The 14,519-nt window shown below is 73.0% G+C and carries 15 protein-coding genes; 5 read left to right on the top strand and 10 right to left on the bottom strand.

What is annotated here, in order from left to right:
• Nucleotides 1-27 precede the first annotated feature (27 nt).
• The 7 genes from ABZX22_RS30395 to ABZX22_RS30365 form a co-directional block, all read right to left on the bottom strand.
• The gene (locus tag ABZX22_RS30395; protein WP_354915282.1) at nucleotides 28-696 is read right to left on the bottom strand and encodes a hypothetical protein; all 669 of its coding nucleotides are present in this window, start codon (nucleotides 694-696) and stop codon (nucleotides 28-30) included.
• A gap of 103 nt (nucleotides 697-799) precedes the next feature.
• Nucleotides 800-1,774, bottom strand: a complete 975-nt coding sequence (locus ABZX22_RS30390; RefSeq protein WP_354915279.1) for a radical SAM protein — start codon at nucleotides 1,772-1,774, stop codon at nucleotides 800-802.
• On the bottom strand, nucleotides 1,768-2,559 hold the full coding sequence (locus ABZX22_RS30385; protein WP_354915276.1) for a PhnD/SsuA/transferrin family substrate-binding protein: 792 nt from the start codon (nucleotides 2,557-2,559) through the stop codon (nucleotides 1,768-1,770). Before ABZX22_RS30385 ends, ABZX22_RS30390 begins: the two co-directional genes overlap by 7 nt.
• A complete protein-coding gene (locus tag ABZX22_RS30380; RefSeq protein ID WP_354915273.1) occupies nucleotides 2,559-3,677 on the bottom strand; it encodes an acyl-CoA dehydrogenase in 1,119 nt (372 codons plus the stop codon). The genes ABZX22_RS30385 and ABZX22_RS30380 overlap by 1 nt, the downstream gene beginning before the upstream one ends.
• 41 nt (nucleotides 3,678-3,718) lie before the next feature.
• On the bottom strand, nucleotides 3,719-4,060 hold the full coding sequence (locus ABZX22_RS30375) for a hypothetical protein (protein ID WP_354915270.1): 342 nt from the start codon (nucleotides 4,058-4,060) through the stop codon (nucleotides 3,719-3,721).
• Nucleotides 4,057-4,575, bottom strand: coding sequence for a TQO small subunit DoxD (locus ABZX22_RS30370; protein WP_354915267.1), 519 nt, complete (start codon nucleotides 4,573-4,575; stop codon nucleotides 4,057-4,059). Before ABZX22_RS30370 ends, ABZX22_RS30375 begins: the two co-directional genes overlap by 4 nt.
• A 96-nt stretch (nucleotides 4,576-4,671) precedes the next feature.
• Nucleotides 4,672-5,979: a hypothetical protein gene (locus ABZX22_RS30365; RefSeq protein WP_354915264.1), complete on the bottom strand. Its 1,308-nt coding sequence runs from the start codon at nucleotides 5,977-5,979 to the stop codon at nucleotides 4,672-4,674.
• A 104-nt stretch (nucleotides 5,980-6,083) separates the two neighbouring features.
• On the opposite strand from ABZX22_RS30365, the gene ABZX22_RS30360 reads away from it, so the two are divergent.
• The 3 genes from ABZX22_RS30360 to ABZX22_RS30350 are packed head-to-tail and all read left to right on the top strand — an operon-like array spanning nucleotide 6,084 to nucleotide 8,429.
• Complete coding sequence (locus ABZX22_RS30360) at nucleotides 6,084-6,749, top strand: glycosyltransferase family 2 protein (protein ID WP_354915262.1); 666 nt, start codon at nucleotides 6,084-6,086, stop codon at nucleotides 6,747-6,749.
• Nucleotides 6,746-7,423, top strand: a complete 678-nt coding sequence (locus ABZX22_RS30355) for a TIGR04282 family arsenosugar biosynthesis glycosyltransferase (protein WP_354915259.1) — start codon at nucleotides 6,746-6,748, stop codon at nucleotides 7,421-7,423. The genes ABZX22_RS30360 and ABZX22_RS30355 overlap by 4 nt, the downstream gene beginning before the upstream one ends.
• 10 nt (nucleotides 7,424-7,433) lie before the next feature.
• Nucleotides 7,434-8,429, top strand: coding sequence for an NAD-dependent epimerase/dehydratase family protein (locus tag ABZX22_RS30350; protein ID WP_354915256.1), 996 nt, complete (start codon nucleotides 7,434-7,436; stop codon nucleotides 8,427-8,429).
• A 93-nt stretch (nucleotides 8,430-8,522) separates the two neighbouring features.
• On the opposite strand, the gene ABZX22_RS30345 is transcribed toward ABZX22_RS30350, so the two are convergent.
• From ABZX22_RS30345 to ABZX22_RS30335, 3 genes are all read right to left on the bottom strand, one after another.
• Nucleotides 8,523-9,371, bottom strand: a complete 849-nt coding sequence (locus tag ABZX22_RS30345; protein WP_354915253.1) for a cytochrome c biogenesis CcdA family protein — start codon at nucleotides 9,369-9,371, stop codon at nucleotides 8,523-8,525.
• Nucleotides 9,372-9,401: 30 nt separating this feature from the next.
• Nucleotides 9,402-9,944: a redoxin domain-containing protein gene (locus ABZX22_RS30340; protein ID WP_354915250.1), complete on the bottom strand. Its 543-nt coding sequence runs from the start codon at nucleotides 9,942-9,944 to the stop codon at nucleotides 9,402-9,404.
• Nucleotides 9,945-10,039: 95 nt separating this feature from the next.
• The gene (locus ABZX22_RS30335) at nucleotides 10,040-11,917 is read right to left on the bottom strand and encodes a LamG-like jellyroll fold domain-containing protein (protein ID WP_354915247.1); all 1,878 of its coding nucleotides are present in this window, start codon (nucleotides 11,915-11,917) and stop codon (nucleotides 10,040-10,042) included.
• Between the two features lie 292 nt (nucleotides 11,918-12,209).
• Between ABZX22_RS30335 and ABZX22_RS30330 the strand changes: the two genes are divergently transcribed.
• Both ABZX22_RS30330 and ABZX22_RS30325 read left to right on the top strand, forming a co-directional pair.
• The gene (locus tag ABZX22_RS30330; protein WP_354915244.1) at nucleotides 12,210-12,812 is read left to right on the top strand and encodes a TetR family transcriptional regulator; all 603 of its coding nucleotides are present in this window, start codon (nucleotides 12,210-12,212) and stop codon (nucleotides 12,810-12,812) included.
• Nucleotides 12,813-12,885: 73 nt separating this feature from the next.
• Nucleotides 12,886-14,388, top strand: coding sequence for an FAD-dependent monooxygenase (locus ABZX22_RS30325; RefSeq protein WP_354915241.1), 1,503 nt, complete (start codon nucleotides 12,886-12,888; stop codon nucleotides 14,386-14,388).
• Nucleotides 14,389-14,519 lie beyond the last annotated feature (131 nt).

Below are 14,519 nucleotides of genomic sequence, written 5' to 3'. Positions count from 1 at the left end.
CCCGGCGGGAGAGATCCCATCTCCACTCTAGGGGCGAGCTGGGGCCGGGCCGACGGCCTCGCCGGCCAAGGCGAAGCGGGCGACGACCTCGGTACAGGTGCCGTGCTCGCCCATCACGCACAGCGCGAGCGTGTCGAAGGCCGCCGTGAACGACCGCGCGGGTGGCAGCAGCGCCGGCGCGACTCCCTGACCAGGCTTCTGGAAACGGGTCAGGGTGATGTGCGGGCGGAACAGCGCGCCGACCTCGTCGTAGCCGTACCGCTCGAGATTGTCGCGGGCGGCCGCGGGAGCGGTGCGCCGGTAGTCCGCCAGGACGCGCCCGACCGGATCGCGCCGCCGCCATCCCGTGCGCAGCGGCGCCACCGTGGCCAGGATGTCCTCCTGCAGGGTGGTGACGGCCGCGGTCTTCTCGTAGAACAGCTCGAACATGCCGTGCTCGTTGCCCGCGAAGTGATCACCCCGCAAGGGGATCATCGTCGTCCGCGCGCTGATGTCACCCAGCAGCCGCACGGCGGCCGCGCACTGCTCGGGTGCGAAGGTGGCCATGAACAGCGACAGGTGCGGATACACCCGCTCCTCGGCCAGGACGAACTCGGCGGGAGCCGCCTCCGCGCACTGCTCGCTCAACCGGACGGCCGCCGCGGCGACGTCGGCCGGGGGCAGCAGCACGACATCGTAAACGGGAAGATCACCCATGCCGCGCAGTCTACGACCCGCAGCCTCTCCATGGCAGCGCGGAGCGTGCACCAACCAGGCCGGCGGGCCGTTTAGCGAGAACGACCGCCGCGACGAGGACGCTTCACGCGCAGGGGAAGCTCGCGGCCGCCTCCATCGCGCCACGCCGGTACTCGGCGAAGCGGCGCCGTACCTCCTCGATCGCGGCGGAGAGGGGGAAGATCTCCCGAGTGACCAGCTGGTCGAGGTGGTCGGCGCCGACGGGGTGCCAGTAGACGCCTTCGGCGGTCACGGTCACCTCGGGCACGAGGGTCTCCACGGTGAGGGCGACTCCCTCCTCGGCGGAGCCGCGCCTGGCCACCGGCCGGACGACCCGATCCTGGACGGCGATGCCGAGCCCGTCGAGACAGGCGTGGAACGCTTCGGCGTCGGTGTCCTCCCCCGGCGCGATGGTGGCCGCCACGCGGACGCGGAACCCTTCGTCGAGCGCGGTCCTGATGCCCGCCATCGCGCGGTCCCAGCTCCCCTTGCCGCGGTGCCGGTCGTGCCGGTCGGGGGTGGGCGAGTCGAGGCTGATCTGCAGCGCCAGCCGGTCGCGCGGCATGGCGCGCAGCATATTGAGCCGGTGGCCGCGGAAGAGCATCCCGTTGGTCAGCAGCGTCGTGTGGAACCGGTCGGTGCAGGCGCGCACGATCTCGTCCAGGTCCGGCAGGAGGAACGGCTCCCCGCCGGTGAGGAAGACCTCGGTGACCCCCTCGGCTTCGGCCATGATCCGGCGCACCCGGTCCAGGCCGAGCGCGCGGCGCGCGGTCCGTGGCGAGGAGCGCGAGCAGCAGTAGTCGCAGGCGAGGTTGCAGTCGAAGTTCGTGTAGAGCCAGAGCCGGGCTCCCGGCCGCCGGTCGGCCGGGAGATCGGCGACGGGATCGGGCGGGCGGCCCCGCCGGACCACGGCCACGCCCCGGCCGATCTCGACGAGCTCGTTCCCGGTCCGGGCACACCAGCGTTCGACGAGCTCGGCCTCCCCGGCGCCGAGCGGGACCTCGGCCGTCGCCCCGACGGGGAGCGCGCCCATCCGCTCGACCAGGTCGAGGATCACCATGTCGGCGAGAGTCCCTGCCGTCGCACCGCCTCGAACAGCGAGGCGTAGCCGTCCAGCTCGGGCCGCACCCACCGGCGCAGGCCCTCCATCTCGAGGATGGGCCGGTGGGCGGGATCGTTCCAGTCCATCGCGAGAAGGTGCTCCACCCACGGCTCGGTGCGCTCGGGCGGCAGGAGGGTGGTGAAGTTGCAGTGGCAGTACGGCTCGGAGCGCCACACCTCCTCGAGCGCGTCGGGCATGAGCTCGTCCTTGCCGATGGCCTCCCAGGTGGTGATGCCGATCGCGGCGGCGTCGGCCTGGTCGTCGAGCACCGCGCGGATCGCGTCCAGCTCGCTGCGGCCGGTGTCACCGTGCTTGCCCAGATCGCCGTCGATGCGGAGGTACTCGACGTCGGTGACGCCGGCGCGGGTGAGGAAATGCACGGGCAGGATCGCCGCCTGGGCGGAGTCGCGGGATCCGAGCGCGATGCGGCGACGGTGCAGGGCGTCCAGACCGCTGAGGCCGCTGCCCGCCCGCGCCACCAGGACGCTGGCGAAGGTCAGGTCGGTGTCGCGCATGGCCAGGGCGCGGCAGCTCCCGCCGGTCTGGAGCACGGTTCGCACCCAGGCCAGGTTGGTGTTCCAGGCGATGTCGACGGTGCCGGCGAGGAGGGAGTCGACCTGCCTGCCGTAGTTGGAGAACAGCACGAAGTCCATCTCGGCGCCGCTGCCGTCGAAGTAGCCGCGGATGCCCTCCCAGATGGGCACGACGTTGGGTGTGTAGGCCACCGCGCCGATCGTCAGCATCAGAACAGCTCCCGTCCGGTGATCGCCTTGCCGTAGAAGTCGTAGAGGACGTCCGCGGTCGGGGCCATGACATGGCCGGCTCGGGCGTCCCGGAAGAACCGCTCGAGCTGAAGGTGCTCGGAGAAGGCGGCGCCGCCGCAGACCCGCATCGCCGTGTCGGTGACGCGCAGGGCCATGTCGTTGGCGGCCGCCTTGACGCCGAGCACGTGCAGCATGGTCGAGTCGTCGGGCGCGGCGAGGCTGCGGGCCGCCTTCTCCACGTAGGCGCGGGCCATCGCGAGGTCCAGCGCGATGCGGGACAGCTGCGCGCGGATGGTCGGCAGGTCCGCCAGGCCCTCGCCGGTGTGCTGGAACCTGACGCCGCTCGCGTGCGTCACGGCCGCGTCCACCGCGGCCTGCGCCAGGCCGAGCGAGACGGCGGCGTTGCCGAGGTTGAACCACGGCATCACCGACTGGAGCATCAGGGGGAAGCCGCCGCCCGGCTCGCCGATCCGCTCGCGGTCGCCGGCGAGCACCTCGAAGCGCATCGGAGAGGACGCGTTGCCGCGCAGGCCGAGCCCCCGCCACGAGCCCGCGACCTCGACCCCGGGATTCTCGGCGAAGACGGCGTAGAGGTCGACCGCCCCCTGCTCGCCATCCGGGGCGAGGGTGGACACCACGTACACCTGGGCATGACCCGCCGAGGTGACCCAGCTCTTGGCGGCCCGCACGGCGATCGTGTCCCCTTCACGGCGGGCCTGCGAGACCGGGGCCCAGAAGTGGGAGCGCGATCCCGCCTCGCTGAAGGCCAGCGTCGCCAGGCAGTCCGAGGCGAGCCGCTCGAGCAGCGCGGGATGGCCGCTCGGCGGTGCCGCGGCGACCGCCATGGCCGCGCTCACATGCATCAGATAGACCATCGCCGTGGACCCGCAGACGGCCGCGAGGCTGCTCAGCACCTCCACGAGCGCCTCGGGACCGCCGCCGAGACCGCCCCGCCGCGGCGGCAGGGTCAACCCCAGCAGGCCGGAACGGCGCACGGCGTCAACCGCCTGGACCGGGAAGCCGCCGTCGGCGTCCACCGTCCTGGCCGACTGCCGTGCGATGTCCAGGACAGGTTCGAGGCGGGCTGAAAGATCCATGTCACTCCTTCCCATGGTACGGCGGGGCGTGCGAGGAGCCCTCACGGTTCCCGCGGCGTACGGCCCGCCGACACCAGCCCGATGCCGAGCCCCAGCCAGAGGCTCGCCGTGGACGCGCTGCCCGCGGTCAGCGAGAACCCGAAGGCCAGCTCCGCGAGAACCAGCAGGGCGGACAGGACGAACAGCGCACCGGCGGTCGTCTGCATCGGCGGACGCCGGAGCGCTCCGGCCAGGCAGGCCAGGACGCCGAGGACGATGGCGACCGGGACCGCCTGGCCGGTCATCTTGACCAGCTGCCACGGGTCGCCGTGCACGAAGACGAACACGGCGCTCAGCACCGAGGCGACGCCCAGGGCGAGCGCGAACCGGTCCGGAGCCCTCATGAGAACCTCACCAGCCACCGGGCCGGCAGGTTGGGCGATCTCTCCCAGGAGGGGCGCAGCAACCCGTCGGCACCGTAGAACCGGCCCGCGGCGGTGGCGAACAGCGCCACGTGCGCCAGGATCATCAGGAAGTAGGACCAGTGCCACTCGTGCGGCGCGTAGAGCACCGAGAACGTGATCGCGAGCGACTGCCCGATCCCGATCAGGGCCCACAGCCGCGTCGCCAGCCCCGCGAGCAGGAACGCCCCGAGCGCGGTCTCGACGAGCAGCGTCAGCCAGCCGAAGATGACGAAGTTCGGCAGCACGACATGCTCGACAAACCACGTGAACGGCGGGAACACCGGATGTTCGACCGCGTAGCCGGTGAACAGGTACAGCCCCCGCCGCCCCATCCGTCCGAAGTCGTCACCGGGCGTCTTCCAGCCCGAGTTCTGGATCCACAAGCAGGCGACGGCCACGCGGACGAAAGCCATCATGGCGGGGCCGCCCCGTGGCAGCGTCACGGTGTCGACCATCAGCGCCTCCCTGGTTACGGAATGTCATTCATCCAGTACCCAGACGCTATCCCTGGCCAACTACCTCGGTTCTTACCGAGTGCGAACGTCGCCGGCTCACCAAGGCGAGTCAACCAGGGCCTGCAACAGCAGCCCCGTGACCACCTGAGCCGCGAGCCACCGGCGGCCCGGCGACATGCCCGCCGCCAGGCCGATCCACACCGCGTAGGGCAGCCAGATGCGCTCCACCTCGCCACGGGTCACCCCGCTGAGGTCGAGCGCGAGCACCGCCATCCCGGCCGCGGCGACGACGGCCCGCACGCCGTACGGCGGGAGCCGTACCAGACCCGCCGCCGTCGCAGGACCGGTGAGCATGGCCAGCACGGCCAGGTCGGCCACCAGGAAATACAGGTACGGCCGGGCGGCGGCGCCCGGGTCGGGGGCCCATTCGGCGTATGTCGCGAGCACCCCGGCCGGCCACAGGAACCCCCCTGCGGCGAAGGCGGCCGTCACCGACGCCGCACCGGCCAGGGCCGCGAGCACGGTCGCGCGCGGCACCCTGGCCACCACGCCGGCCACCACGGGGATGAGCAGGTACGGCACCAGCCCGTAGCTGAGGTACGGCAGCGCGCCGAGCAGCAGCCCCGCCGCGAAGGCGATCCAGGCCCGGCCGAGCACCAGCAGGGCGACTCCCCACGCGCCGACGCCGGCGAAGAAGGCGTCCATGCTGGTGGCGATCCAGACCGCGGCGGGGGTCAACGCCAGGTAGGGAAGAGCGCGGCGGGCCATCGTCTCCCCGGCCAGCCGTCGCACCGTCACGGCGATCGCCACGGTGGCCGAGCAGCCGGCCGCGACGACCAGCAGCGCCGCCCAGGCCGGCCCGCGCAGCCCGGCCGCCGCCAGGGCCCACAGCACGAGGACGGCCAGCGGTGGATGCCCTCGCACGTGGGTCGGATAGTCAGGCAGGTGTCGGGTGAAGCCGGCCAGCCAGCCCGTCGGGTCGTTGCCCACGGCGGGCAGCACGGCGAGATAGTCGGTGGCATGGGTGAGCGGCGCCGCCAGCCCGTCGTCCGAGACCGCCAGCAGCACCGTCCAGGCCAGCGCGAAACCGTACGACACGAACAACGCCCAGCCGAAGCGCGCCCGCGCCACGAGGGGCGGCAACGTGAGGACGGCGATGGCCGCGAAGACGGCGGCGGGCAGCAGCGTGACCGTCAGCAGGCGGAGGTCGCCGTGCAGCGGCGCCAGGCGGTCGATGGGGAGCGCGCCCCGCGCGCGCAGGGCCGCGCCTTCGAAGAAGGACCACCCGATCAGCGCGGCCCAGACGGCCAGCGCGACCGGCACCCGCCGGCCCTGGCGGGCAGGCGGCCGCCCGGCAGGGGCTTCGCCGGCCGTGCCAGGCCGATCCCCGGAACGCTCGACCACCTTTCCCACGGTAGGCCCACGGCCGGTCCGAGCTGGAAACTCTTTGAGCACACCGCACCGGCGCATAGGAGTTCGCCGCCCTGGTCGGCCCTACCGTGAAAGCTGTGACCGTCGACGTGGTGCTGCCGTGCCTGGACGAGGAGACGGCCCTGCCGTGGGTGCTCGGGCGGATGCCGGACGGCTACCGCGCGATCGTGGTCGACAACGGCTCGACCGACGGCTCCGCACGGGTCGCGGCCGAGCACGGCGTGCTGGTGGTGAACGAGCCGCGGCGCGGGTTCGGCGCGGCCTGCCATGCGGGGCTCCTGGCCGCCGACGGTGAGGTGGTGTGCTTCATGGACGCCGACGCCTCCATGGACCCGCGCCAGCTGCCCAGGACGGCCGGCCCCGTGCTGGCGGGCGGGTGCGATCTGATGCTCGGCCGCCGCATACCCCGCGCCGGCGCGCGCTGGCCCCTGCACGCCCGCCTCGGAAACCTCGTCCTGGCCGCGACGGTGCGGCGCCGTACCGGCGTCCAGCTGCACGATCTCGGCCCGATGCGGGCCTGCAGACGGGCCGAACTGCTGGCACTGCGGCTGACCGACCGGCGGTCCGGCTATCCCCTGGAGATGGTGCTGCGCGCGGCGAGAGCCGGCTGGCGCATCGCCGAGACCGAGGTGGACTACCTTCCGCGCGCCGGCCGGTCCAAGGTCACCGGCACCGTGCGCGGCACGCTGCGGGCGCTCGGCGACATGCGGCGGGTGCTGGCCGAGCAGGACGGACAGGCATGATCCCGCTCCGGCGCGCCGCCGCGCAGATCGTCGTCCTCGCGAAGGAACCCCTACCCGGCAAGGTCAAGACCCGGCTCACCCCGCCGTTCACCCCCCAGGAGGCCGCGCGCCTGGCGGCGGCCTCACTGGAGGACACCCTGGCCGCCGTGGCCGCGGTCCGGGTGCGCCGGCGGGTCCTCGCCTTCGACGGCCCGCCCGGCGCGTGCTCGCCCGACGGTTTCGTGGTCATCCCTCAGCGCGGCGGGCCGTTGGACGAACGCCTCGCCGCCGCGTTCGAGGACGCCTACCGGCGGTGCCCGCTGCCCGTCGTGGTGATCGGCATGGACACGCCCCAGGTGACCGCGGACCTGCTGGCCGAGGCGGTCGCCGCGCTGCGGACCGGGGACGCGGTGTACGGCCCCGCCGCGGACGGCGGGTTCTGGCTGCTCGGCCTGCGCCGGCCCGACCCGGCGCTGGTGCTGGGGGTGCCGATGTCCCGGCCCACGACGGGAGACACTCAGCTACGGCGCCTGCGGCAGGCCGGGCTGCAGGTGGCCGTGATGCCGGAGCTGACCGACGTCGACTGCTTCCAGGACACGATCCGCGTGGCGGCCGAGGCGCCGCGCTCCCGCTTCGCGGCCGCTCTCGCCGGGATGAACCTCGTTCCCGGACGGCGGGCGCGGCGCCGGTCGTAGTCTCGCCAGCGTGAAGGTACTTCTCACCGGTTCGGCCGGGTTCATCGGCGGCCACGTCCGCGCGGCCCTGGCCGGGTCCGGCCACGAGGTGGTCGGACTCGACCTGCGCGACGGCGTCGACGTGCGGGACGGCGTGGCACTGGACCGGCTGCTGCCCGGCGTGGACGCCGTCGCGCACCAGGCGGCGAAGGTGGGGCTGGGGGTCGACGTGGCCGACCTCCCCGACTACGCCTCGATCAACGTCCACGGCACCGCCGTCCTGCTCGCCGCGATGGCCAGGCACGGCGTCGGCAGGCTGGTGCTGGCCTCGTCGATGGTGATCTACGGTGAGGGCGCCTACGACTGTGCCGAGCACGGCCGGGTCCGCCCCGCCGCGCGCGCCGAGGAGGACCTGGCACGGGGGGTGTTCGAGCCGCGCTGCCCGCGATGCGGCGGCGGCCTGTGCCCCGCCCCGATCGGCGAGGACGCGCCGGCGGACCCGCGCAACGCCTACGCCACGACCAAGCTCGCCCAGGAACACCTGGCCGCCGGATGGGCGAGACAGACCGGCGGCACGGTGGTGGCGCTGCGCTACCACAACGTCTACGGCCCGCGCATGCCCAGGGACACGCCGTACTCGGGGGTGGCGGCGATCTTCCGCTCCGCCCTGGAGGCGGGCAGGGCGCCCCGGGTCTTCGAGGACGGCCGGCAGCGCCGCGACTTCGTGCACGTGCGCGACGTGGCGCGGGCGAACCTGGCCGCGCTCGGGGCGGGGCGGCCCGGCACGCTGGTCGCCTACAACGTCGCCAGCGGCGAACCGCGCACCGTCGGGGAGATGGCCGCGGCGCTGGCCGCCGAGCGGGGCGGTCCCGCGCCGGTCACGACGGGGGAGTACCGGCTCGGCGACGTGCGCCACATCGTGGCCTCGCCCTCCCTCGCGGGTGCGGAGCTGGGGTTCACGGCCGCGATCGGGTTCGCCGAGGGCATGCGCGAGTTCGCCTGGGCACCCCTGGCTTCAGCGGGGTGACGCCGGCGCCACTCCCGGAGCGGTGCCCGCCGCCCGCCGCCCGGCGTGCCGCGCGCACTTCCCACGCTCACTTCCCAGGCTCACTTCCCGCGCTCACTTCCGGCGTGATCCGGTACGGCCGTGCCCCAGCCCGAACGCGGCGAGAGCGGCCACCGCCAGCGCGACGGCGATCCAGCCGGCGCCCAGGGCCCCGACCCATCCCGCCACCGTTCGCTGCACGGCCCTGGCGGCGCCGACGATCGGATCGCCGCTCGGGGCGCCCGTGAAAACGCGCAGCTCGTACCAGCCGTAGTAGGCGACGTACAGCCCGGCGAGCAGGAGCAGGCCGCCGCCGATCCGTGACACGTACGGCAGGACCCGCCGCAGCCCGCCCACGACCGCGTCCCTGGCCAGCGCGACGGCCAGGGAGAGAAACGCGACCACCAGCCCCATGCCGAGCGCGTAGGCCACGAAGACCGCCAGCCCGCCGAGCACCCCGCCACCGACCAGGGCGGCGGAGACGACGGCGAGGAACGGGCCGACCGTGCACGACAGCGAGGCCACCGCGTAGGTCAGCCCGTACCCGTACAGCGATCCCACCGACATCGCCGGGCGGCCGGTGGCCGGCTTCGGGATGCGCGGCGACAGCTCCCTGCCGCTCAGCAGCCACAGCCCCAGGACGGCGAGGACGACGCCGATCACGATCGTCAGCCAGGGGAGGTACTGCCCGACCGATACGGCCAGCGGGGTCAGGACCAGGCCGGACAGGCCGAAGACGGTGACGAACCCGCCCGTCATGGCCAGCGAGAGCTTGAGCGCCCGCGGCACGGGACGGCAGCGAGGCTCCGAGTCGTCGGACAGCAGCATGGCCAGGTAGGCCGGGAGCAACGCGAAGCCGCACGGGTTGAAGGCGGCCAGGGTGCCCGCGGTGAGGGCCAGCGCGAGCGGCAGGTCGGCGTTCACCGCCGTCGTGGCCCCGGCGGGGGCGTCGTGCTAGCCGGCCAGCGTCGCGGTGACATAACCGGTCAGCTCTTCGGTGGTGAGCGGCCCCGACGCCCGCCTGGTCGAGCCGTCCGGCCTCATGAACACGAAAGTGGACTGTTCGGTGACCCCCAGCTTGGTCCACACCACGCCCTTGTCGTCGGAGAGCTGGACGATGGTGCCGGTCTTGGTGCGCTGGACGAAGTCCTTCATCGCCGCCTCGGTGTCGAGGCCCGCGACACCGATGAAGGCGACGTCACCGAACTTCGCCGCGTTCGCCCTGACCGCCGGCGCCTCGTCCCAGCAGTTCCCGCACCACGGCGCCCAGAACCAGAAGACCACGTGCTTTCCCGCCAGGCTCTCGCCCTTGAAATCCTTGCCGTCCAGGGTCCTGGCGGTGAACCTCAACGCGGCGGGAACGGTCTCCGGGGCGGAAGCGGCGGCGGGGGCCGACGGCCAGGTGGGCAGCGCGCCGGCCGGGCCGTCACCCTGCGCTCCGCATGCGGCCGTCAGCAACGCGGCGGTCATGAGGACCGCCGCGGTACGGGTCCCCACCACCACTCCAGCGTAACCCCCGCACCCGAGCGACCTGCCGCAGGTCGCCGCTGGCCGGCGACCCGCGGCGAGCCCTGCCCGGCGCCCTGCCTGCGTCACGCGTTCATGAACTGCTCCACCGGCAGGGCCCGGTCGACGATGCGCACGTCGCCGACCCAGCCGTGCAGCACCTGGTCCAGCTTGCCGCCGTACTCGTAGCCGCCCAGCAGCCACGGCTGTCCCACCGTGGACAGGCCCACCGCCTTGGTGGCGGGGTTGCGCGCGACGGGGCAGCCGTCGACGTACATGGTGGTGTGGCGGCCGTCGTTCACGACGGCGACGTGCCACCACGTGTCGAGCGGAAGTTCGTGCCCCCAGTTGGTGACGGGTCCCTGCAGGTTCACCGGGTAGACGGCCCACTGCGGTTCGCGGCCCGGCGACAGGCTGAGCGTGGCCACCGGCTCGTCGGGGTCGCCCTGCGTCTTGCCCGCCTCCCTGCTCAGCCCCCAACGGCTGAGCAGGGCCGCCCAGCCGTTCTGGCCCGGATCCCAGTCGGCGGGCAGCTTGACGAAGGCCTCGACGGTGTAGCCGGTGGGGAAGGTGGCGGTGTTGATCGGCGCCGTCGGGACGGTCTGCAGGTAGGCGCCGCGCAGCGGGCTCTTGGCGCCGCCGAAGCAGAGGCTGCCGTGCCCGGGCTGGTCGGGGTGGTGCTGGGCGGACCAGGTCAGCGCGGTCGCGGGGCTGCCCTGCACGGTGACCTTGGTGAGGTCGTTGCCGCGGCCCGACAGATCCGCCACGGTGTCGGCGGCGGGCGAGCCGTCCTCGTGGGCGCCGTCGAAGCGCCAGTAGGCCACCGTGCCGGGGATCACCATGGACGGCGCGGGCCGCGACGGGCGGGGGACGACGGGTGCGAATCCCGCGAAGCGCCGATCGAAGTCGATCGCCACCGAGAAGGAGTCCTGCGGGCCCGTCTGCTCGATCTCCAGGCGCTCCAGCGCGTTGAGGCGGCCGTCGTCCTGGCCGAGCAGCCACGGGGAGAAGGTCTCGACGTCGATCGTGTTCCTGGACAGGTCGAACCGGTAGAGCCTGATCATCCCGGCGCCGCCGTAGTAGCGGTTCTGGTAGTTCGCGATGTGCGCGTGGACGTCGTTGCCCGCGGCGTTCTTCCTGGTGGTCCGCGCGGGCGGCCAGTAGTGACCGTTCAGGGCCAGGAAGATCTGGTCGTTGCCCGCGACGAGCCGGTCCCACACCTGCGCGCCGAAGTCGGAGAAGCGGCCCTCCTCGCCGTAGGTGTCGGCGTAGATCAGCTCGTGGACGGTCAGGATCACCGGCGCCGTCGGATGCCGCCTGATGACGTCCGCCGCCCAGGCGATGCCCGCCGCCGACGGCCGCCAGTCCAGCGCGAGCACCAGCCACTCCCGGCCCGCGGCGCGGAAGGTGTGGAAGGTGTTGTACCCGTCGGGGCTGGCCCCGCCGAAGGAGCGCGAGCGGCGGAAGCGGCGCGGCCCGAAGGCGTCCAGGTACGGCGTGGCGCCGCGCTGGTCGTCGGTCGAGGAGTCGATGTCGTGGTTGCCGGCCAGCACGCTGTACGGCAGGCCCCGCCGGTCAAGGAGCTCGAAGGCCTTGCCGATCGGCTCGAACTCGTGCTTCAGACCGTTCTGGGTGAGGTCGCCCAGGTGCGCCAGGAAGACGATGTTGTCCTCGCGGCCCCTGTCCAGCAGGTAGCGGAAGGACGCCTCGACGGGTTCGGGCCTGATGCTCGTGTCGTCGAAGAGGTACTGGGTGTCCGGCATCACGGCCACGGTGAAACGCGGGCTGTCCGTGTCGGGCCGCCATCCGGCCGTCCCGGCCTCGCTCGAGGCGGCCGCTTCCGACGCGGCGGCCGGCGTGACCGTCAGGCCCATCGCGGCCGCCGTGCCGACGCCGGCCAGCCCGGTGGCCCGCAGGAACGAGCGGCGGCTGGAGGCCGACGATCCGCTGGAGTGGTGCTGCATGCCGTGCTCCCCATCTCCGCCTGCCACGCGGGCATCCGGAGTCTCACAAATCCCTGGAATCGCCCACGTCTCGTGAGCCACGTCCTGATTGTGGGAGTGAACGGAAGCGCCCGGCTGATCTCCCGGCAACGGCCGAGGAAGCCCGGGTGAACATCACAGCGGAACGGCCGCGCCGCCCTGCGACGGCGACCGCTGTCCAGCGCCGAGGAAGAGGCGGCCGCGAGGTCCAGGCTCCCAAAAGATGCGTGCCACGAAAGATTGCGTGACACGCACCTTTGTGTAGAGTGATCTCATGGGGTTGAGAGAGCGCAAGAAGGAAGAGCTGCGGATCGCCCTCAGCTGGGCGGCGATCCGGCTGACCGTCGAGCGCGGCTTCGACAACGTCAAGGTGGAGGACATCGCCGCCGAGGCGGGCGTCTCACCCCGCACGTTCAACAACTACTTCTCGAGCAAGGCGGAGGCGATCGCCGCGCGGCATCGCGAGCGGGCCGCCCAGATCGCGCGGGAACTGCGTGCGAGGCCGGCCGACGAGCCGCTGTGGGAGGCCATCGTCCAGGCCGTCGCGGCACGCTTCGCCCTCGGCATGACCGAGGACGAGGCGCCCTCCGACGAGGGCTGGAACGCCGGCATCAGGCTGATGCTGCAGCACCCGGCGATCCAAGGGGAGCTCCTGCGGGCGAGCCGGGCCGCGCAGGAGGAACTGGCCGCCACCGTGGCCGAGCGGACCGGCACCGATCTCGACCGCGATCTCTACCCGCACCTGGTCGCCGGGTCGGTCGCCGCCGCCTTGTCGGCGGTGTCGGACCTGCTGCTGCGCACCGACTCGCGGCCTCCGGTCGCCGAACTGCTGCGCGACGCCTTCCGCCAGCTCACCGCGGGGCTCCCCACGCCCTGACCCCCACCCGCGAGATCAACCGGCCGCGCGCCGGTCGATCCGTCATGCCCTCGAACACCCTAGGAGAGGTGTCATGGTCACAGACGTCGTCATCGCCGGAGCAGGCCCGAACGGTCTCATGCTGGCCTGCGAGCTCAGCCTGGCCGGCGTGCGCCCGCTGGTCGTGGAACGGCTCCCCGAGCGCACCCAGGAAAGCCGGGCCAACGGACTGGTCGGCCAGGTCGTGCGGATGCTCGACCGGCGCGGCCTGTACGAACGGCTCGCCGGAACCACCGAACCGCCCGCGCCGACCCCCGGTTTCGTGTTCGGCGCCCTGCCGCTGAACCTGCGCATGCTCGACGACAACCCGCTCCACATCCTGCTGGCCCCACAGCGCAAGATCGAGCAGATGCTGGAGGAGCGGGCGATCGAGCTCGGCGTGGAGATCCGCCGGGGCCAGGAGGTCACCGGCTTCACCCAGCACGAGGACCGCGTCGTCATCGAGGTCTCCGGTGCGGCCGGGCCGTACCGGATCGAGGCCCGCTACCTGGTCGGCGCGGACGGCGGGCACAGCATCACGCGCAAGCTCGCCGAGATCGCCTTCCCCGGGGTGACCACCGACCACACGATCTCGCGCACCGCCCACGCCAGGGTGCCCGCCGAGCTCGTCGACCCGGCGACCGGCGGGCTGGACCTGCCCGGATACGGCCCGATCCCGCCGATGCTGCATCACCGCACCGAGCGCGGCATGTTCGTCTACGCGCCGCTGCCCTCCAGCCCGTGGCCACTGGTCACCACGACCGAATGGAGCCAGGAGGACGCCGAAGGGCCGCTGACCATCCCCGAGCTGCGGGCCAGCATCGGCCGGGTGCTCGGCGTCGACATCGAGCTCGGCGCGCCCGAGGGCGAAGGGCCGCACCTGCTGCGCAAGCTCACCGGCGGCAACACCCGGCTGGCCGAACGGTTCCGCGACCGGCGCGTGCTCCTGGTCGGCGACGCCGCCCACGTGCACTCCGCGATCGGCGGCCCCGGGCTCAACCTCGGCCTGCAGGATGCGGTCAACCTCGGCTGGAAACTGGCCGCCGTCATCGGCGGCCGGGCCGAGGAGGACCTGCTGGACACCTACGAGGCCGAGCGCCGCCCGGCCGCCGAGCGAGTGATCATGTCCACGCGAGCCCAGGCCGCCCTCGTCGCCCCCGGCAGCGAGGTCACCGGGCTGCGCGAGCTGTTCACCGAACTGCTCGCCGACCCGGACAGCCTGCGGCGCGTCGCCGATCTCATGTCGGGCAACGACATCCGCTACGCCGCAGGCGACCATCCGCTGGTGGGCCGGTGGGCGCCCGACCTGATCCTCGACGACGGAGCGCGACTGGCCGAGCTGACCAGGGACGCCGGGCCGCTGCTGATCGACTTCACCGGCGGGGACTGGGGGCACCCCCAGGTGCGGGGACGCTCCGCCGGGTCCTGCACGGCCCTGCTGGTGCGGCCCGACGGGTATGTGGCCTGGGCGACCGACGTGCCGGAGCCTGACGAGAAGTCGCGCGCGTCGCTCGAAGCCGCCCTCGCCCGCTGGTCGCTGACGCTCACCGCCGCCTGACCTGCTCGCAGGAGGCGTTCTTCGAACGTTGCCTGGCCGGCAGGACCATGGACCCCGGTGAGCAGGCCTAACGGCTCTGGGCGCGGAATGCGGGCGGGGAGGAGTCTGAAACAGACACCTCCTTCAAGGGG

The organism is Nonomuraea sp. NPDC003804 (assembly GCF_040610675.1).
Lineage (GTDB): Bacteria > Actinomycetota > Actinomycetes > Streptosporangiales > Streptosporangiaceae > Nonomuraea.
This window is presented reverse-complemented; position numbering and strand designations above follow the sequence as displayed.

What these genes read in the sequence shown, in the direction of transcription:
- ABZX22_RS30375 (WP_354915270.1), bottom strand. Translation starts at nt 4,060, where the DNA reads ATGAGGGCTCCGGACCGGTTCGCGCTCGCCCTGGGCGTCGCCTCGGTG.
- ABZX22_RS30380 (WP_354915273.1), bottom strand. Translation starts at nt 3,677, where the DNA reads ATGGATCTTTCAGCCCGCCTCGAACCTGTCCTGGACATCGCACGGCAG.
- ABZX22_RS30390 (WP_354915279.1), bottom strand. Translation starts at nt 1,774, where the DNA reads ATGGTGATCCTCGACCTGGTCGAGCGGATGGGCGCGCTCCCCGTCGGG.
- ABZX22_RS30355 (WP_354915259.1), top strand. Translation starts at nt 6,746, where the DNA reads ATGATCCCGCTCCGGCGCGCCGCCGCGCAGATCGTCGTCCTCGCGAAG.
- ABZX22_RS30370 (WP_354915267.1), bottom strand. Translation starts at nt 4,575, where the DNA reads ATGGTCGACACCGTGACGCTGCCACGGGGCGGCCCCGCCATGATGGCT.
- ABZX22_RS30330 (WP_354915244.1), top strand. Translation starts at nt 12,210, where the DNA reads ATGGGGTTGAGAGAGCGCAAGAAGGAAGAGCTGCGGATCGCCCTCAGC.
- ABZX22_RS30325 (WP_354915241.1), top strand. Translation starts at nt 12,886, where the DNA reads ATGGTCACAGACGTCGTCATCGCCGGAGCAGGCCCGAACGGTCTCATG.
- ABZX22_RS30395 (WP_354915282.1), bottom strand. Translation starts at nt 696, where the DNA reads ATGGGTGATCTTCCCGTTTACGATGTCGTGCTGCTGCCCCCGGCCGAC.
- ABZX22_RS30385 (WP_354915276.1), bottom strand. Translation starts at nt 2,559, where the DNA reads ATGCTGACGATCGGCGCGGTGGCCTACACACCCAACGTCGTGCCCATC.
- ABZX22_RS30335 (WP_354915247.1), bottom strand. Translation starts at nt 11,917, where the DNA reads ATGCAGCACCACTCCAGCGGATCGTCGGCCTCCAGCCGCCGCTCGTTC.